The 14,019-nt window shown below is 69.1% G+C and carries 16 protein-coding genes; 6 read left to right on the top strand and 10 right to left on the bottom strand.

Annotation, left to right across the window (positions count from 1 at the left end; genetic code table 11):
• The first annotated feature begins 67 nt into the window (after window positions 1-67).
• Window positions 68-1,009 carry a GlxA family transcriptional regulator gene (locus C8D87_RS23720; protein ID WP_112228408.1) on the top strand — a complete coding sequence of 314 codons (942 nt, stop codon included), beginning with the start codon at window positions 68-70 and terminating at the stop codon, window positions 1,007-1,009.
• Here C8D87_RS23720 and C8D87_RS23715 read toward each other — a convergent pair.
• From C8D87_RS23715 to C8D87_RS46095, 4 genes are all read right to left on the bottom strand, one after another.
• A complete protein-coding gene (locus C8D87_RS23715; RefSeq protein ID WP_112228407.1) occupies window positions 988-1,182 on the bottom strand; it encodes a hypothetical protein in 195 nt (64 codons plus the stop codon). The two genes, C8D87_RS23720 and C8D87_RS23715, sit on opposite strands and share 22 nt — an antisense overlap.
• A gap of 31 nt (window positions 1,183-1,213) precedes the next feature.
• Entirely contained in the window at window positions 1,214-2,737 is a 1,524-nt protein-coding gene (locus tag C8D87_RS23710) for a PH domain-containing protein (RefSeq protein WP_233442254.1), read from the bottom strand.
• Window positions 2,734-3,216 (bottom strand): PH domain-containing protein, encoded by a 483-nt coding sequence (locus C8D87_RS23705; RefSeq protein ID WP_459178196.1) that lies wholly within the window; start codon window positions 3,214-3,216, stop codon window positions 2,734-2,736. The genes C8D87_RS23710 and C8D87_RS23705 overlap by 4 nt, the downstream gene beginning before the upstream one ends.
• Before the next feature lie 123 nt (window positions 3,217-3,339).
• A complete protein-coding gene (locus C8D87_RS46095) occupies window positions 3,340-3,498 on the bottom strand; it encodes a hypothetical protein (protein WP_170155247.1) in 159 nt (52 codons plus the stop codon).
• Window positions 3,499-3,527: 29 nt separating this feature from the next.
• On the opposite strand from C8D87_RS46095, the gene C8D87_RS23700 reads away from it, so the two are divergent.
• Window positions 3,528-4,766 carry a helix-turn-helix domain-containing protein gene (locus C8D87_RS23700; RefSeq protein ID WP_170155248.1) on the top strand — a complete coding sequence of 413 codons (1,239 nt, stop codon included), beginning with the start codon at window positions 3,528-3,530 and terminating at the stop codon, window positions 4,764-4,766.
• Window positions 4,767-4,988: 222 nt separating this feature from the next.
• Here C8D87_RS23700 and C8D87_RS23695 read toward each other — a convergent pair whose 3' ends face one another.
• Genes C8D87_RS23695 through C8D87_RS23685 form a run of 3 tightly spaced genes read right to left on the bottom strand, consistent with a single transcriptional unit; the run spans window position 4,989 to window position 8,098 of the window.
• Window positions 4,989-6,317 carry a LuxR family transcriptional regulator gene (locus tag C8D87_RS23695; protein ID WP_112228406.1) on the bottom strand — a complete coding sequence of 443 codons (1,329 nt, stop codon included), beginning with the start codon at window positions 6,315-6,317 and terminating at the stop codon, window positions 4,989-4,991.
• A gap of 26 nt (window positions 6,318-6,343) precedes the next feature.
• Entirely contained in the window at window positions 6,344-7,843 is a 1,500-nt protein-coding gene (locus tag C8D87_RS23690; RefSeq protein ID WP_170166558.1) for an AMP-binding protein, read from the bottom strand.
• A 54-nt stretch (window positions 7,844-7,897) separates the two neighbouring features.
• Window positions 7,898-8,098, bottom strand: a complete 201-nt coding sequence (locus tag C8D87_RS23685) for a hypothetical protein (RefSeq protein ID WP_109640706.1) — start codon at window positions 8,096-8,098, stop codon at window positions 7,898-7,900.
• 200 nt (window positions 8,099-8,298) lie between these two features.
• On the opposite strand from C8D87_RS23685, the gene C8D87_RS23680 reads away from it, so the two are divergent.
• Entirely contained in the window at window positions 8,299-9,486 is a 1,188-nt protein-coding gene (locus C8D87_RS23680) for an NAD(P)/FAD-dependent oxidoreductase (RefSeq protein ID WP_112228405.1), read from the top strand.
• On the opposite strand, the gene C8D87_RS23675 is transcribed toward C8D87_RS23680, so the two are convergent.
• The gene (locus tag C8D87_RS23675) at window positions 9,483-9,953 is read right to left on the bottom strand and encodes a MarR family winged helix-turn-helix transcriptional regulator (RefSeq protein ID WP_233442253.1); all 471 of its coding nucleotides are present in this window, start codon (window positions 9,951-9,953) and stop codon (window positions 9,483-9,485) included. The genes C8D87_RS23680 and C8D87_RS23675 overlap by 4 nt on opposite strands.
• An 82-nt stretch (window positions 9,954-10,035) precedes the next feature.
• On the opposite strand from C8D87_RS23675, the gene C8D87_RS47055 reads away from it, so the two are divergent.
• The 3 genes from C8D87_RS47055 (at window position 10,036) to C8D87_RS23665 (ending at window position 12,932) form a co-directional block, all read left to right on the top strand.
• Entirely contained in the window at window positions 10,036-10,617 is a 582-nt protein-coding gene (locus tag C8D87_RS47055; RefSeq protein WP_215732454.1) for an FMN-dependent NADH-azoreductase, read from the top strand.
• 9 nt (window positions 10,618-10,626) lie between these two features.
• Window positions 10,627-11,019 (top strand): NUDIX hydrolase, encoded by a 393-nt coding sequence (locus tag C8D87_RS47050; RefSeq protein ID WP_109640710.1) that lies wholly within the window; start codon window positions 10,627-10,629, stop codon window positions 11,017-11,019.
• 62 nt (window positions 11,020-11,081) lie between these two features.
• Window positions 11,082-12,932: a glycoside hydrolase family 97 protein gene (locus C8D87_RS23665; protein WP_112228403.1), complete on the top strand. Its 1,851-nt coding sequence runs from the start codon at window positions 11,082-11,084 to the stop codon at window positions 12,930-12,932.
• Here the strand turns inward: C8D87_RS23665 and C8D87_RS23660 are convergent, their stop codons facing one another.
• Window positions 12,933-13,898, bottom strand: coding sequence for an MFS transporter (locus C8D87_RS23660; protein ID WP_112228402.1), 966 nt, complete (start codon window positions 13,896-13,898; stop codon window positions 12,933-12,935).
• Window positions 13,865-13,999 (bottom strand): hypothetical protein, encoded by a 135-nt coding sequence (locus tag C8D87_RS48665; RefSeq protein WP_267899881.1) that lies wholly within the window; start codon window positions 13,997-13,999, stop codon window positions 13,865-13,867. Before C8D87_RS48665 ends, C8D87_RS23660 begins: the two co-directional genes overlap by 34 nt.
• Between the last annotated feature and the right edge of the window lie 20 nt (window positions 14,000-14,019).

Here is a 14,019-nt window from a genome sequence, read left to right as displayed (position 1 = left end):
ACAAGGTTCGGCGATGGTGGATCCGACAACCAGTGGCCCGAAAGCCAACATGTGAAAGAATCAGGCCATGGCCCACCGGATCGCCGTGCTGGCGCTGGAGACGTCGATCGCCTTCGACTTCGGCACCGCCACCCACATCTTCAGCGCGCTGCCGGACGACTACGAGCTGCTCGTGTGCTCGCCCGACCGCCGCCCCGTCCGAACGACCGGCGGCTACACGATGACCTTCGACCACGGCCTGGAAGTCCTCCGCGACGCCGACACGGTCCTGGTGCCGGGCACCCGCTACCCGCCCGCGCGCCAGGAGGGCCGGCTGGAACCGGCGGTGCACGAGGCGCTCACCACCACGAAGGCGTCGCGGATCATGTCGATCTGCACCGGCGCGTTCGTCCTGGGCGCCGCCGGAATCCTGGACGGCCGCCCCGCCACCACGCACTGGAGCGCAACCGAGTCGTTCCGCGCGCTCTACCCGAAGGTCGAGCTGAACCCGGACGTGCTCTTCGTCGACGACGGCGACGTGCTCACCTCGGCGGGCGTGGCGGCGGGCATCGACCTCTGCCTGCACGTGATCAGATCCGACCACGGCAGCGAGATCGCGAACCAGGTGGCCCGCTACTGCGTCGTCCCCGCGTGGCGGCAGGGCGGCCAGTCGCAGTTCGTGCACCGACCGGTGCCCGACGACCCGGACTCGTCCACGGCACCGGCCCGCGCGTGGGCCCTGGACCGGCTGGACGAGCCCCTGGAGCTGTCGGCGCTCGCCGAGCAGGCGCGGATGAGCGTGCGGACGTTCACCCGGCGGTTCCGCGCGGAGACCGGCATGTCGCCCGGCCGATGGCTGACCCAGCAACGGGTGGAGCGGGCCAGGTACCTGCTGGAGTCCACGGACCTGCCGATCGATCAGGTCGCGAGGCACGCCGGGTTCGGCACGGGAGCGGCGTTGCGGCAGCAGCTGGCCGCGTCCATCGGGGTGTCACCGACGGCCTACCGTCAGACGTTCCGCACGGCCTGAAGCTTCTGCCGCATCTCATCTGCCTCTGGCGCGCCGAGCTCGTCGTAGATCCACCGGCCCGTGCCACAACGTGAACGCCTCGGCGTGCGTGCCTGCCCCGGCAGCTGATCGGTCGTGACGATCTCGTTGGCGCGCAACAGCCCGGCGAGGAGCGGAAGGACCCGTCCCCGCACCGCAACGTCGAGAGTGCCGAGTAACCGGAACTCAGCCGTCAACGCGGACCAGGAACGGCCGCAGCAGGTCCGGGACCGCCTCGTCGGCCAGCGCCAGGCCGTCGGACTCGCCGACGTCCGTCACGTGGTAAACGCCCGCGCCCGCCGCGGTGGTCGCGCCGATCGTCATCAAACCGCTGCGGCGCTGGAAGAACGACCGCCGGATGCGCCAGCCGATGATGCCGGTGCGCTGCAACGCCACGGTGCTGCGAACCAGGGAGTTGTTGCGCGTCACGAGATAGCGGTCGTCGAGCGCGTTGCCGAGCGAGCGGTAGTTGTCCCAGCCGACCAGCGCGGCGAACGGGATGATCGCCACCGGGATCGGCCACGCCCACGACGGCGCCCAGACCGCGAGCCCGATCGCGATGACCACCCACGGCACCACGTGCCGGAACAGGCTGCGGCGCAACGCGGCGAACGGGTGCTTGCGGAGCTTGCGCGTGGTCGGGTCGTCGGCGACCTTCAGCACGTCGCGCGAGACCTGGTGCGCCACCGACAGCGGTGCCGGCGGCAGCAGCAGGTTGCTCTCGCCCTTCGAACCCAGACCTGTCGTCACCGCAACGGCTTTGGCGCCCTTGCCCGCGCGGACCAGCAGCGGTTCCTGGATGTCCACACCGCGCAGCCGCTGTTCCTCCACCGACACCGAGCGCGTGGTGAGCAGGCCGCGCTGCACCCGCAGGGTGCCGTCCGGTTCGCGGGTCAGCTGGTAGTTCCAGAACTGCAGGATGTACAGCGGCACCGACAGCACGAGCCCCAGCACGACCAGCGCGATCACGAACGCGCCGAGCAGCGTGAAGCTCGGGTGCTCGAACAGCCACTCCCACAGGTCCTGCACCGGGTGCAGGCCCAGGTCGTCGGCGTAGTTCGACAGCACGCCGAACACGGCACCGATCGCGACCAGGCCCGACAGCGAGAGCGGCGCGAACTTCAGCCACTTCAGGTCGAGCTTCGAGATGACCTCGGACTCCGGCACGGCCACTTCCGCGTGCGGCTCGCCGGGTGAGGCCGTCTTCGGCGCGACTGCCTTCTGCAGCAACAACACCCGCAGCCGCTCGGCCTCCTCCTGGGTCACCGCGTCGAGGGTGAGGCCGTCGGTGCCCGGGATGTCCTGCTGCCCGGTGCCGATCCGCACCGCCGACAGTCCGAAGACGCGGTGGCCGGGCTTGGAGGTGAGATCGACCGTCCTGATGCGATCGCGCGGCACGGCGAGCTGCTTGCGGGTGAGCAACCCCGTGTGCAGCTCGACCTGGTCGTCGGTGATGCGGTACTTCGTGGTGCGCCAGATGAGGTAGCTGAACGCGAGGATCGCCGCGACCGTGGCGCCGCTGGCGATGAGCCGCCACTTCTCGCCGTTGCCGGTGAACAGCAGAACGAGGATCGGTACCAGCATCGCGAGGCCCTCGTTGAGGGGCCGCACGATCAGCATGCGCACGTGCAGGCGGTGCCATTCCGACAGGGGTTCGGTGAACTCCGGTGCGGCGGGCAGACCGGCCGGTACCTCGGCGGGAGTGCTCACGTGGCATCACCCGGCGTGGCCTGCGTGGTGTTGGTCAGCTCCACCACGAGCTGCTGCGCCACCTCGTGGTCCAGGCCCTCGATCTCCACGGGGCCCGCCGCCGACGCGGTCGTCACCGTGACCGTCGCGAGGCCGAGCATCTGCTGGAACGGCCCGCGCTTCGTGTCGATCGTCTGGATGCGGGACACGGGCGCGACCCGCCACTCCTGGTTCAGCCAGCCGGAGAGGGTGTACACCGCGTCCGGCGTCGTCTCCCAGCGGTGGACGCGGTACCGCCAGCTCGGCTCGACCGCGGTGTGCAAGACGCCGACGACCAGCGTGGCGATCATGAGCGCCAGCTCCCACGTCGGCGGTTCGTTCACCAGCAGGAACACGATGAGCTGGGGGACGAAGAGCACCAGCCAGAACACGGCGGCCTGCATCGTCCACAGCAGGACCGACTTCGGACTCACCTGGTGACGAGGCGTGCGCAGTTGCAGAGTCACCCCCCAAGGGTGCCTCAAGCGCAACCGGCGATGTGGCCAGGCGCGTCAATTGGTGTGTCGGTGGTGAGGTGGTCTTGCTTGCGAGGGAGGCAAGACCACCTCGACCGGTCGAGACGATCAGGGCGCGACCGCGTACGGCGGGTTGAACGGGTTGGTCACGTGGCCGGGCCCGCCGCTGCCGCAGGAGTCGGCGAGGGCCGCGCCTCCCGCCAGAGCGATCCCCGCCAAACTGAGGATCACTACGGCGGCGATTCGAGCGATAGTGTTCAACTTCATCAAGGGGCTCCGTTCGATTGGTGGCGGCCGTGGATGAGGGCAGGAAGTCGTTGACGAGGTTCGGCGCGCGGTTGCGGGCGGTCAGGCTGCAGCGCGGTTTGTCGCAAAAGGACCTCGCTTGCCCCGGCGTGTCCATGAGCTACGTCTCGCGGCTGGAGTCCGGTGAACGCGTGCCGTCGCCCGCCGTGGTCCGCAGGCTCGCCGAGGTGCTGGGAGTCGACCCGTCCGAGCTGATGGTCGACGAGGACCGCACCGCGATGCAGGACGAGGCGCTGGCGTGGTGCGAGGCACTGCTCGCCTACCACGACGGCGACCTGGTGATGGCCGTCGACCTGCTGGAAACACTGGGAAAGCGGTCGGACGAGGAGATGTTCGGCTGGTGCGTGCGGTGGACGCGCCTGGTGATGCTCGCGAGGCAGCGCGACGACGAGGGTCTGCTGCTGGCGGCGGCGAAGCTGCGCAAGTCGTGGTCTCCCGGTCCGGCGGTGGACGCGTTGGTGGAGATCCTGCGCGCATCCTCGTTGCGGCGCCTCGGCCGGACGGCCGAATCCGTCCGGGCCGCGCACGAGGCCGTCGAGCTGGCCAACGGTGACGGTGAACGGGTGCGTCGCGTCAACACGCGCGCGCTCATCTCGTTGTGCGCCGAGCTCACCGCCGCGGGACGTCTGGCCGACGCCGAACAGGTCGTGGACCAGCTTTCCGTGCGGCTGCCCGAACTCGGCCGTGACCGGCTCGCCATCTCCACGTGGTGGGCGCGGGCCAAGGTCGCTGACCGTTTGGGCGACAGAACAGAAGCCGCGCACTGCATCCGTGAGGCCGTCGGGATGCTCGACGACTTCGACGGCGATCCCGAGTACCGCTGCCGCGTCCGCCTCGCCGGTGCCTCCATCGCGTTGCGCACGCCCGGCGCGAACCTGGACGAAGTGGTGGCGTTGCTGGACAAGGTGGAGACGACGGCCGCCGCGATGAGCCGGCAGGACGGTCTGCTCGCGCACGCACGGGCGTTGCGGGCCGAGCTGGCGTTGCGCGACGGCGAGATCGACCGGGCGCGGGAGCTCGCGGAGCAGGCCATCGCGACCGGCCGGCTCGACGCAGAGCAGCAGCTGCGGTGCCACCTGTTGCTGGTGCGGGCGGCAGACGAGGTCGACCCGGACAGCAGCACCGGAGCGCGCACGGCCCTGGCCGCGCTGCTGGAACACATCAACCCCGAGGGTGTCGATCCGCTCCTGTGGCGCGACGTGGCCCGCATCGCCCTCCGCAAACACTGAGAGGGTGAGCACGGGTGCTGGGCGGCGTTGCCCGGTCATGACCGTCCCTCGCTCGTTAACTGGACACCTTGTTAACGGAGCATGACACAGACCAGTTACCGGTCACATCACCTAATTCCACCGCCCCGACATGGGCAAATCACCCAAGAACCGGGACCACCCCGTCGGCGGCAAGCGACCGAACGGGCGATGGGGCCACTGGCTGCTCGGAGCAATTGTCAATTACTTGACAACAGATGACTCGCTGTTGGTCAAGCTCATCCACCAGACGACGGCGCCGGAGCGCCCCTTGACGTCAAGGGTCGTGTAGATCCGCTGGAGGTGGTTCTGCACGGTCTTGGGGGACAGGCCGAGCGACTCCGCGATCATCGTCGTGCTGGCGCCTGCCGCCACGAGCCGCAGCACCTCGATGCCGCGCTTGGTGAGACCGGCCCGCAGCGCGCGGGCGATCCGGGTGTTCGTGTGCTCCGCGGTGCCGGTCTCGTGCAGCTCACCGGTGTGCGGGACACGCACCACCGCGTCCTCGCGCTTGGGCTCGAAACGCCTGTGCGCCAACTGTTCCACCAGCCGTGACGACAGGTCGTGCTCGCGCATCCGCAGGAGGTCACGGCCTTCCTGCAGCTCCCACAACCGGTACTGCTCAAGCTGCAGCCGCGCGTGCCGCAGCGCCCGTTCCAGGTCACCGGACCGTTCGTACGCCTCACTCAGCTGCTGGTGGGCGTGCACCGCCACCTCGCGCGCCAGGCAGCTCATGGCGAGCTCGGCGGCCTGCGTCAGCTGGGAGATCTGGTCCGGGTACCGCTTGCGCGCCCCGCTCAGCCTGGCGCGCGCCATCAACGCCTCCGCCCGCGCCACCGGGCGGTTCCTTCCGGCAAGCAACTGGTCAGCGCGCTGCCAGCTGCGATGCGCACGGTCAAGTTCACCCAGATCAATGCGCACGTGTGTCAGCAGCACGTTCACCATCGCCATCCGGACCGGGTCGCCGACCTGCTTCCACCGGTCGCGCACCTGAGCGCACAACGCTTCCGCGCGCCGGAGCTTGCGCACGCACGGCTCGCCGTCGAGGCTGCAGCGGCTCTCCCGGGTGCGGATCATGCAGTGCTCGTGGTACTGCATGCGCATCACGCGGGCTTGTTCGAACAGCACGGAACCGATCAGCTCGTTGTCGCCCGTGAGCTCGGCGAGACCCAGTGCGCGGGCGAACGAGTTGAAGCTCCGCTCCCGCGAGTCGAGCCGCAGTTCCACGACAGCACGGGAAAAGCTGCACCGCGCCTGCAGTCCGATGTGGCGGTTCGCCGCCGCGATCTCCTGCACCCTGTCGATCGTGTCGAGGGCGCTGGGCCACAGCCCGCGCTTGCCGAGCGCCACGGACTGCGCCAGCACGCCCTCCGCGACGCCCTCGACGTCGTCCAGCCACGCGAAGGCGGCAACCGCTTTCTCCGCGTACTCCAGCGCCTCGCCTGGCCTGCCCTCGTCCAGTGCGATGCGTGCCTCGCGCAGGTTGTGCACGGCGTTGGACCGCGGATCCGCCGTCCGGCCGGGAACTGTCATGATCAAGCCCCCTTCGGAGCCTGAGCCTAGACCTGTTCGCGCAATTGACGTTTCAACACTTTTCCGGCCGCGTTGCGCGGCAATTCGTTGACGAAGAAAACATCCCGCGGAACGGAGAACCGCGCGAGGTTGGCCTTCACGTGTTCCCGTACGTGGTCGGCCGTCAGTGACTCGTCGCCGACCACGAACGCCGCGAGCCGCTGCCCGAACTCGTCGTCCGGCACGCCGAGCACCGCGACCTCCGTGACGCCGTCGAGGTTCGAGAGCAGGTCCTCGACCTCGCGCGGGTAGACGTTCTCGCCACCGGAGACGATCATCTCGTCGTCGCGGCCGGCCACGAACAGCAGGCCGTCCTTGACGTAGCCGAGATCGCCGGTGGACATCAGGCCGTTCAACGACTCCTTGCTGGTGCCGTTGGTGTAGCCGTCGAACAGCATCTCGTTGCCGACGAAGATCCGCCCTGTCCCACCGGGTGCCACGGGCTTGCCCTGATCGTCCACAATGGCCAGTCGAGTGCCCAGCGGTGGCCGGCCGGCCGTGCCGGGTTCGGCGAGCATCTCCTCGGGTGTCGCGATGCTGGCCCAGCTGACTTCCGTTGAGCCGTAGAGGTTGTAGAGCACCGGGCCGAACTCCTCGAGCGTGCGGGAGGCGACGCGCGGCGGCAGGGCCGATCCGCTCGACGCGATGATCCGCAGCTTCGGCCGGTGCGGGGTGTCCAGCATGCGTTGCAGCATCACCGGAACCACGAACATCGCCGTGCACTTCTCGGCGTCCTTCAGCGTCTGCGCGGGGTCGAACCTGCGGCGCAGCACCAGCGTGGCGCCGAGCACGAGCCCGAGCTGGAACGCGGCCAGGCCCCAGGCGTGGAAGAGCGGGGAGGTGATCGCGATGACGTCGCCGTGCTTGAGCGGAATCCGGGAGAGCAGTGCGGCGGCGGGGGCGAGGCTCGCGGGTTCCGGGCGCTTGGCGCCCTTCGGGGTGCCGGTGGTGCCGGAGGTGAGGACGATCAGCCGGCCGCGCGGAGGCCTGCGGGGCAGTGGTGCCGCCGGTCCGTTGATGATGAGCGACTCGAGCTCGTCGTCGAAGAACGCGGGGACGTCGGGCAGCACGTCGGCGAACTCGCGGTCGGCGACGATCCTGTCGATCTTCTGGTCCTGTGCGACCTGGGCCAGTTGTCCTTTGCTCAGGCTGGTGTTGAGCAGGACGGCGTCGGCGCCGATCTTCGTGCACGCGGTCATCGTCTCGATGAAGCCGCGGTGGTTGCGGCACAGCAGCCCGACGCGTTCCCCGGCGCGGAAGGCGTGCGCGAGCCGGCTGGTGCGCTCGTTCACCTCCGCGTACGTCAGCACGCCGTCGTCATCGATGATCGCCGCGCGGTCCGGGTGCCGGCCGGCGCCGGTCTGGTAACCCCACGCGAGCGTGATGTCCCACTGCAGATACCCGCGCGCGGTGGCAGCGAGGCCGCGCGGGCCCAACGGCCGGATCACTCCGGCTTTGACCAGGGTCAGCAGCACGCGCGTCAGCATGCCACTCACTCTAGCCGCTAACCTACTTGCGAGTAGGTAACGGTGTGACTGCGGTCACACCTCTGTGTCGGACGCGGCGACGACGGCTTCCCTCAGCGCGGCCCGCAACCGGCCGACCTCCAGCGGGGTCAGCACAGCGGCTTCGCCCGGCGGCACGTTGATCACGACGTGCCCCTGGCTGACGAACACCGTCAAGTCCCGTCGGCGCGAAGCGATGTCGCGGCAGCTGACCTGCCACTCCTCTTTGGCTCCCACGGGTTTCTTCCTCCAGCTCACTCGGTGCGCCGACCCGGTCGTGCCGGCGCTCGCGTGGATGAGACGCGTGCGGCCGGTGGTCGTGACGGAGGTTTCGCGTTCCGGGGAGGGGTCCCCGGAAATGTCTCCGCCGAGCGACCGCGCCGAGCTGCGGATAGCGTCGCACGTGGGACGAGAGTTGGTCACCAGGAGGGGTGAAAATGGCGGAACCGCAACGCATTGTGATTGTCGGGTCGGGCCTCGCCGGTGCCTCCGCGGCGGGCGCGCTCCGCGACCGCGGCTACGGCGGCAAGATCACCGTGTTCGGCACCGAGCATCACCGCCCGTACGAACTTCCCGCGCTGTCCAAGGACGTTCTGCTCGGCAAGGCCGGCGAACCCGCGTGGATGCACGAGCCGGGTTTCTACGCCGACAACGAGATCGACCTCCAGCTCGGCGTCTCAGTGCTGGAGCTTCGACCGGGTGATCACACGATAGTTGACTCCGATGGAGCAGTGCGTTCCTACGATCGGCTCTTGCTCGCGACCGGATCGCGCCCACGTGTTCTGCCTGGCGCGCAAGGACATGTGCTGCGCACGATCGACGACTCGCTGGCGCTGAGGTCCGCGTTGCGCGAGGGCAGGCACGTCGTGATCATCGGCGCGGGCTGGATCGGCTGCGAGGTGGCGGCCGCCGCCCGCACCCACGGCTGCCGCGTCACGGTGGTCGACCCCCTGGCAGAGCCGCTCGTGCGCGTACTGGGCGTGGAGATGGGCCGGATGTTCCGCGGCCTGCACGAGGAGCACGGCGTCGAGTTCAAGCTCGGCACCGGCGTGGCGGGTTTCTCTCCGTCGGGCCTGGTGCTCGACGACGGCACCGAGCTGCTGCCGGACGTGACGGTGCTGGCCGTGGGTGCGGCGCCGCGACTGGAGCTCGCGGAGGCCGCCGGGCTGGAACTGGCCAACGGCGGCGTGGCGGTCGACGCCGCGTTGCGCACGTCCGCACCCGACGTGTTCGCGGCCGGCGACATCGCGGCGCACGACCACCCGCGCCACGGCCACCGAGTTCGCGTCGAGCACTGGGCGAACGCGAAGGACCAGGGCACGCACGTCGCGGGCTCGTTGCTCGGGCTGGACGAGCCGTACCAGAAGTCGCCGTACTTCTACACCGACCAGTACGACCTGGGCATGGAGTACCGCGGCCTCGCCGATCCCGGCGACGAGGTGGTGGTGCGCGGCGACCTGGCCGCGCGGCAGTTCATCGCGTTCTGGCTGCGGGACGGGCGGCTGCGGGCGGCCATGAACGTCAACGTCTGGGACCACGGCACGGCGCTGCAGGCGTTGGTGGACGCGCAGGCGACCGTGACTCCGGCGCAGCTGCGCGAGGCGGACCTGGGTTCCCTGGCCTAGAGGCAGGAGCCGTGCACGGGCGCTTCACCATCGGCGAGGTTGATCAACGCCCTGCGGATGACCGCCATCTCCTCGCGGGTGAAGCGGTCGCGGAAGGCACGTTCGACCTCGGCGAGCGCGTCACCCGCCTGCTTTTGCAGCTCACGGCCCTTGTCGGTGATCATCGGCGTGCGCACCCTGCGGTCCTTCGGATCGGGTACGCGCAGGATCAGACCGGCGCGCTCGAGCTTGTCGAGCTCGCTCATCAGCGTCGTCTTGTCCAGTCCGAGCATGGCGCCGAGCTTGAGCTGGGTGCGTTGCCCCTCGTCGTTGGCGAGTGCCTGCAGCACCAGCTGACCACGCGGTGAGACGCCGAACTTCGCGGTCTCGTCGGCGAACGCCGCTCCGACCCGCTGGGCCGCGCGGTGCAGCAACCAGTTGATGTCCCACTTCTCCATGCACGCGGGTATCGGCTGCTGCTCCTCCATGTGGTCCATCCTACATCCCGGGCAAGATGTTCTCGGATCAGAACATCTTGACTCGGACGTTCTTCGCTCGTATGTTCTGAGTATGACCAATCTGCTTCACATCGACTCGAGCATCCGCCACGAGGGCTCCGTGACCCGTGAGATCACCGGCGCGTTCGCCGAGGTCTGGCGGTCCGCGAACCCGGGCGGCGGTTACGTCTACCGGGACCTCAACGCGGCACCGGTCCCGCACGTGGACGGCACTCAGCACGACATCAAGGCGGACCTCGTCGCCGAGGTCAGGGCCGCCGACGTGATCCTCATCGGTGCGCCGATGTACAACTTCTCGATCCCGTCGACGCTGAAGGCGTGGATCGACCAGGTCGCGGGCGTGGAGTTCTTCCCGCGTGAGGACGGCACGTTCGAACTGGGCGGCAAGCGCGTCGTCGTGGTGACCGCGCGGGGTGGTTCCTACAAGCCGGGCACGCCGCGCGCGGGCTTCGACTTCCAGGAGCCGTACCTGCGGGCGGTGCTGTCGATGATCGGGCTCGACCAGAACCTGGAGTTCGTGCACGCCGAGCTCACGATGGCCGACGTCAACCCGCAGCTGCACCAGTTCCGCGAGCTCGCGGTCGAGTCGCTCGCCGACGCGCACCGCGTGGTGGAGGAGCTCGCGTCCGCCTAGCCTGGCGGCATGATCGACAAGATCGCCTGGATCCATCTGAAGGACGGCAGGGTGCTGGGCACCCGATCGGCCGGCAAGGACACGTACTACCTCCCCGGCGGGAAACGGGAACCGGGGGAGTCCGACGTCGAGACGCTCGTGCGCGAGATCCGCGAGGAGCTGACCGTCGAGATCGACGCGGCGTCGGCGAAGCACATCGGGACGTTCGAGGCGCAGGCGCACGGCCACTCGTCAGGGGTGATCGTGCGAATGACCTGCTACACCGCCTCGTTCGCGGGAGAGCTGGTGGCGGCAAGCGAGATCGAGGAACTCGCGTGGCTCACCACCGCCGACGCGGACCGGATCTCGCCGGTCGATCGAATCATCTTCGCTCATCTACACGAAGCAGGGCTGCTGGCCTAGTCTGGTAAGCGCTTTCCCAATCCTGTCCACCTACCGCCGCCACGCTGTAGGGAGTGACACGCATGGGGCTTCGCAACAGATCGGTGGTGCTGGCGGCGGCGTGTGCGGCCGCCACCGGCGCACTGGTCGGCACGACTCCCGCCATCGCCGAATCCGGGGAATGGCGCGTCACCGCGCCTATCGGGGCGCAATCCGTTGCGCCAGAAGCACTTGTACGGCTCGACCAGGGGAAGTTGAGCCTCTCGGTCCGGCACGGCGGCACCACGGTGCTGGAGCCGTCCGCGCTGGGCATCCGCACCGCCGACGCCGACCTCACGTCGGGGCTGAAGTTCGTGGGGTCGGCGTCGCGGCTCGTTCAGGACTCGTACACGACGGTGTCCGGCAAGAAACGTGAGCACACCTACGTCGGTACGGAGACGACGTTCCACTTCCAGCGCTTGGCCGAACGGCTGGACGTCGTGGTGCGCACGTCCGCGGAAGGCGTGGCGTACAGGTACGTCCTGCCGTCGGGCAAGTGGGCGACCGTGCTCGGTGAGGCGTCCGAGTTCGCAGTGCCTTCCTCCGCCGAGAAGTTCCTGTTGCCGTACGACAACGGGCGCGGCGACTACGAGTCCGCGCACGTCCGCGTGGCTGAGAAGGGCGTCGAGTACGGGTATCCGGCGCTGTTCAACGTCTCGGGCTCGTGGTTGCTGCTCGCGGAATCCGATGTCGACGGCCGCTACGGCGGATCACGGGTCGTCTTCGACGGTTCTCGCTATCGGCTCGTTCTGCCCGACCCCGCGGAGACCTCGGCTGGCCCGCTCGCCACGCCGTGGCGGGTGCTGGGAGTCGGCTCGCTGTCCTCGCTGGTCGAGAGTTCGCTGATCACGTCGCTCGCACCGCCGTCGAAGATCGCCGACACCTCGTGGATCAGGCCCGGCACGGCGGTGTGGTCGTGGTGGGGCGACGGCACGGGAAACCTCGCTCTGCAGAAGCAGTACGCGGACTACGCGGCGAAGCAGGGCTACCGGTACAACCTCGTCGACTCCGGCTGGAGCGCCGACTGGATTCCCGAGCTGATCTCGTACTCGAAGGCGCGTGGTGTCGAGACGTGGTTGTGGGTGCGGTGGCAGACCATCGACACCGACAGCGAACGAGAGCGGCTCTTCGCCCAGTACCGCTCGTGGGGCGCGGTCGGTCTGAAGATCGACTTCGTCGAGTCCGACGGGCAGGACCGCATGCGCTGGTACGACGCCGTGTACGCGGCGGCCGCCAAGCACCGGTTGATGCTGAACTTCCACGGTGCGCCGATCCCGCGCGGGGTCGAGCGGACCTGGCCGCACGTGCTGACGGTGGAGGCGGTGAAGGGTGCGGAGGGCACGAAACCGCGTCCCGGCCGGGAGCCGTTCCCGATCGAGCACTACCTGACGTTGCCGTTCACCAGGAACCTGACCGGGCCGATGGACTTCACCCCGGTGACGTTCTCCGGCGTGCGACCGAACTCCGATGCGGCCGAGCTGGCGCTGGGGATGCTCTACGAGTCCGGTGTCCAGCATTTCGCGGACAAGATCTCCAGCTACGCCGCGTACCCGGTGGCCGAGCAGTTCCTGCGCACGGTTCCCGCCGCGTGGGACGAGACCCGGCTCGTGGCGGGGGATCCCGGCAGGCTGGCCGTGCTCGCCAGGCGGCTCGGTTCGACCTGGTTCCTGGGTGCCGGTGTGGCGGGCGATCCACGTGACCTCTCGATCGGCACGGGATTCCTCGGCTCCGGCTCCTGGCTGGTCGAGCTGTACCACGACGGTCCGACGGGCAAGATCACGTTCGACACCAAACGGGTTTCGGCGGGAGACTCGCTGACGGTGCCCGTGGCTCGGAACGGCGGTTACGCGGCCAGGCTCTGCCAGGTGCCGCCGACCACCACGACGTGCGGCTGATCACTCCATCTGGCCGGCCGCTCGCGCGGGGGCCTGGCGCGTGGTGAAGCGACGCGCCCGGCTCCCGCGCACCCACATCGCGGCGGCGGCGGTGATGACGGCGATGATCACGTAGATCGCTTCGAAACTGATGTTCGCGACGAGTGCCGCGCCCGCTGCGAGTCCCAGGGGTGCGGCACCGAACACGATGCTCATGGCGGTCGCGCTGACCCTGCCGATGGCGCCGGCCGGTGTGCGTTGCTGGACCAGGGTGGCGACCGCGATCACGGCCCAGGCGAGCCCGATGCCGTGCACGAACCCGGCCACGAGCACCGCGGGGAGCCAAGCCGTCGTCCTGGCCAGCGCCGCGACCGCGATGAGCACGAGTCCGGCCGTGACGTTCGCGCGTTTCCCCGTCAGGCCTGCGAGGACCGATCCGGCGCCTTGGACCGCGGACAACACTCCGAGGAACTCCGGTCCATCGTGCAGACCCTTCTCGACCAGCGCGAACGACGCCGCGGAGTGCAGTGAGCCTGCGAACAACGCTGTGGTGGCGCCGAGGATGGGCCAGGTCAGCGCGTTGAGATGCGGCCAGCTCGGTGCTTCGCGCGGTGCGGGCGGTGGTTCGTCGACTCTGATCATGCTGGTGGCCGCCGCGGCGAGCAGGAACGACAGCGCGTCGATCGCGACGACCGGCCACGCGCCGTACGCGGCGAACAGGGCCGCGCCCGCGAGTGGTGCCACGAGCTTCATGCCTTCTTGCAGTGACATGCGCAGCCCGTTGACCCTGGCGAGCTGGTCCTGCGGGAGCATCGCCACGAGCAACGCCGGTTCCGCCGCGCTGACCAGCACCGCCTTCACGCCGTAGACCAGCAGAACCGTGAAGATCACCCGGACGTCGTCGGTGAAGAACAGCACCGCGAGTACCGGGACCATCGCGAGGTTGGTGCAGATCAGCAGCAGGCGTCGGCGATCCTGCCGATCCACGGCGACAGCACGCCCGGCGCGTACACGCACAGGATCGCGACAGTGGCGAGGGCGTCGCTGCCGGTCAGCGTCTTCACCCAGATCCCGGCGACCAGGTACATCGCGCTCGTGCCGAAGTTGA

This window comes from Lentzea atacamensis (assembly GCF_003269295.1).
GTDB lineage: Bacteria > Actinomycetota > Actinomycetes > Mycobacteriales > Pseudonocardiaceae > Lentzea > Lentzea atacamensis.
This window is presented reverse-complemented; position numbering and strand designations above follow the sequence as displayed.

Bases quoted from the DNA above. Each gene is read 5' to 3' on its own strand.
- C8D87_RS23695 (WP_112228406.1), bottom strand. From the start codon at position 6,317: ATGACAGTTCCCGGCCGGACGGCGGATCCGCGGTCCAACGCCGTGCAC.
- C8D87_RS23675 (WP_233442253.1), bottom strand. From the start codon at position 9,953: ATGGAGGAGCAGCAGCCGATACCCGCGTGCATGGAGAAGTGGGACATC.
- C8D87_RS23680 (WP_112228405.1), top strand. From the start codon at position 8,299: ATGGCGGAACCGCAACGCATTGTGATTGTCGGGTCGGGCCTCGCCGGT.
- C8D87_RS23690 (WP_170166558.1), bottom strand. From the start codon at position 7,843: ATGCTGACGCGCGTGCTGCTGACCCTGGTCAAAGCCGGAGTGATCCGG.
- C8D87_RS47050 (WP_109640710.1), top strand. From the start codon at position 10,627: ATGATCGACAAGATCGCCTGGATCCATCTGAAGGACGGCAGGGTGCTG.
- C8D87_RS23665 (WP_112228403.1), top strand. From the start codon at position 11,082: ATGGGGCTTCGCAACAGATCGGTGGTGCTGGCGGCGGCGTGTGCGGCC.
- C8D87_RS46095 (WP_170155247.1), bottom strand. From the start codon at position 3,498: ATGAAGTTGAACACTATCGCTCGAATCGCCGCCGTAGTGATCCTCAGT.
- C8D87_RS48665 (WP_267899881.1), bottom strand. From the start codon at position 13,999: ATGTACCTGGTCGCCGGGATCTGGGTGAAGACGCTGACCGGCAGCGAC.
- C8D87_RS23720 (WP_112228408.1), top strand. From the start codon at position 68: ATGGCCCACCGGATCGCCGTGCTGGCGCTGGAGACGTCGATCGCCTTC.
- C8D87_RS47055 (WP_215732454.1), top strand. From the start codon at position 10,036: ATGACCAATCTGCTTCACATCGACTCGAGCATCCGCCACGAGGGCTCC.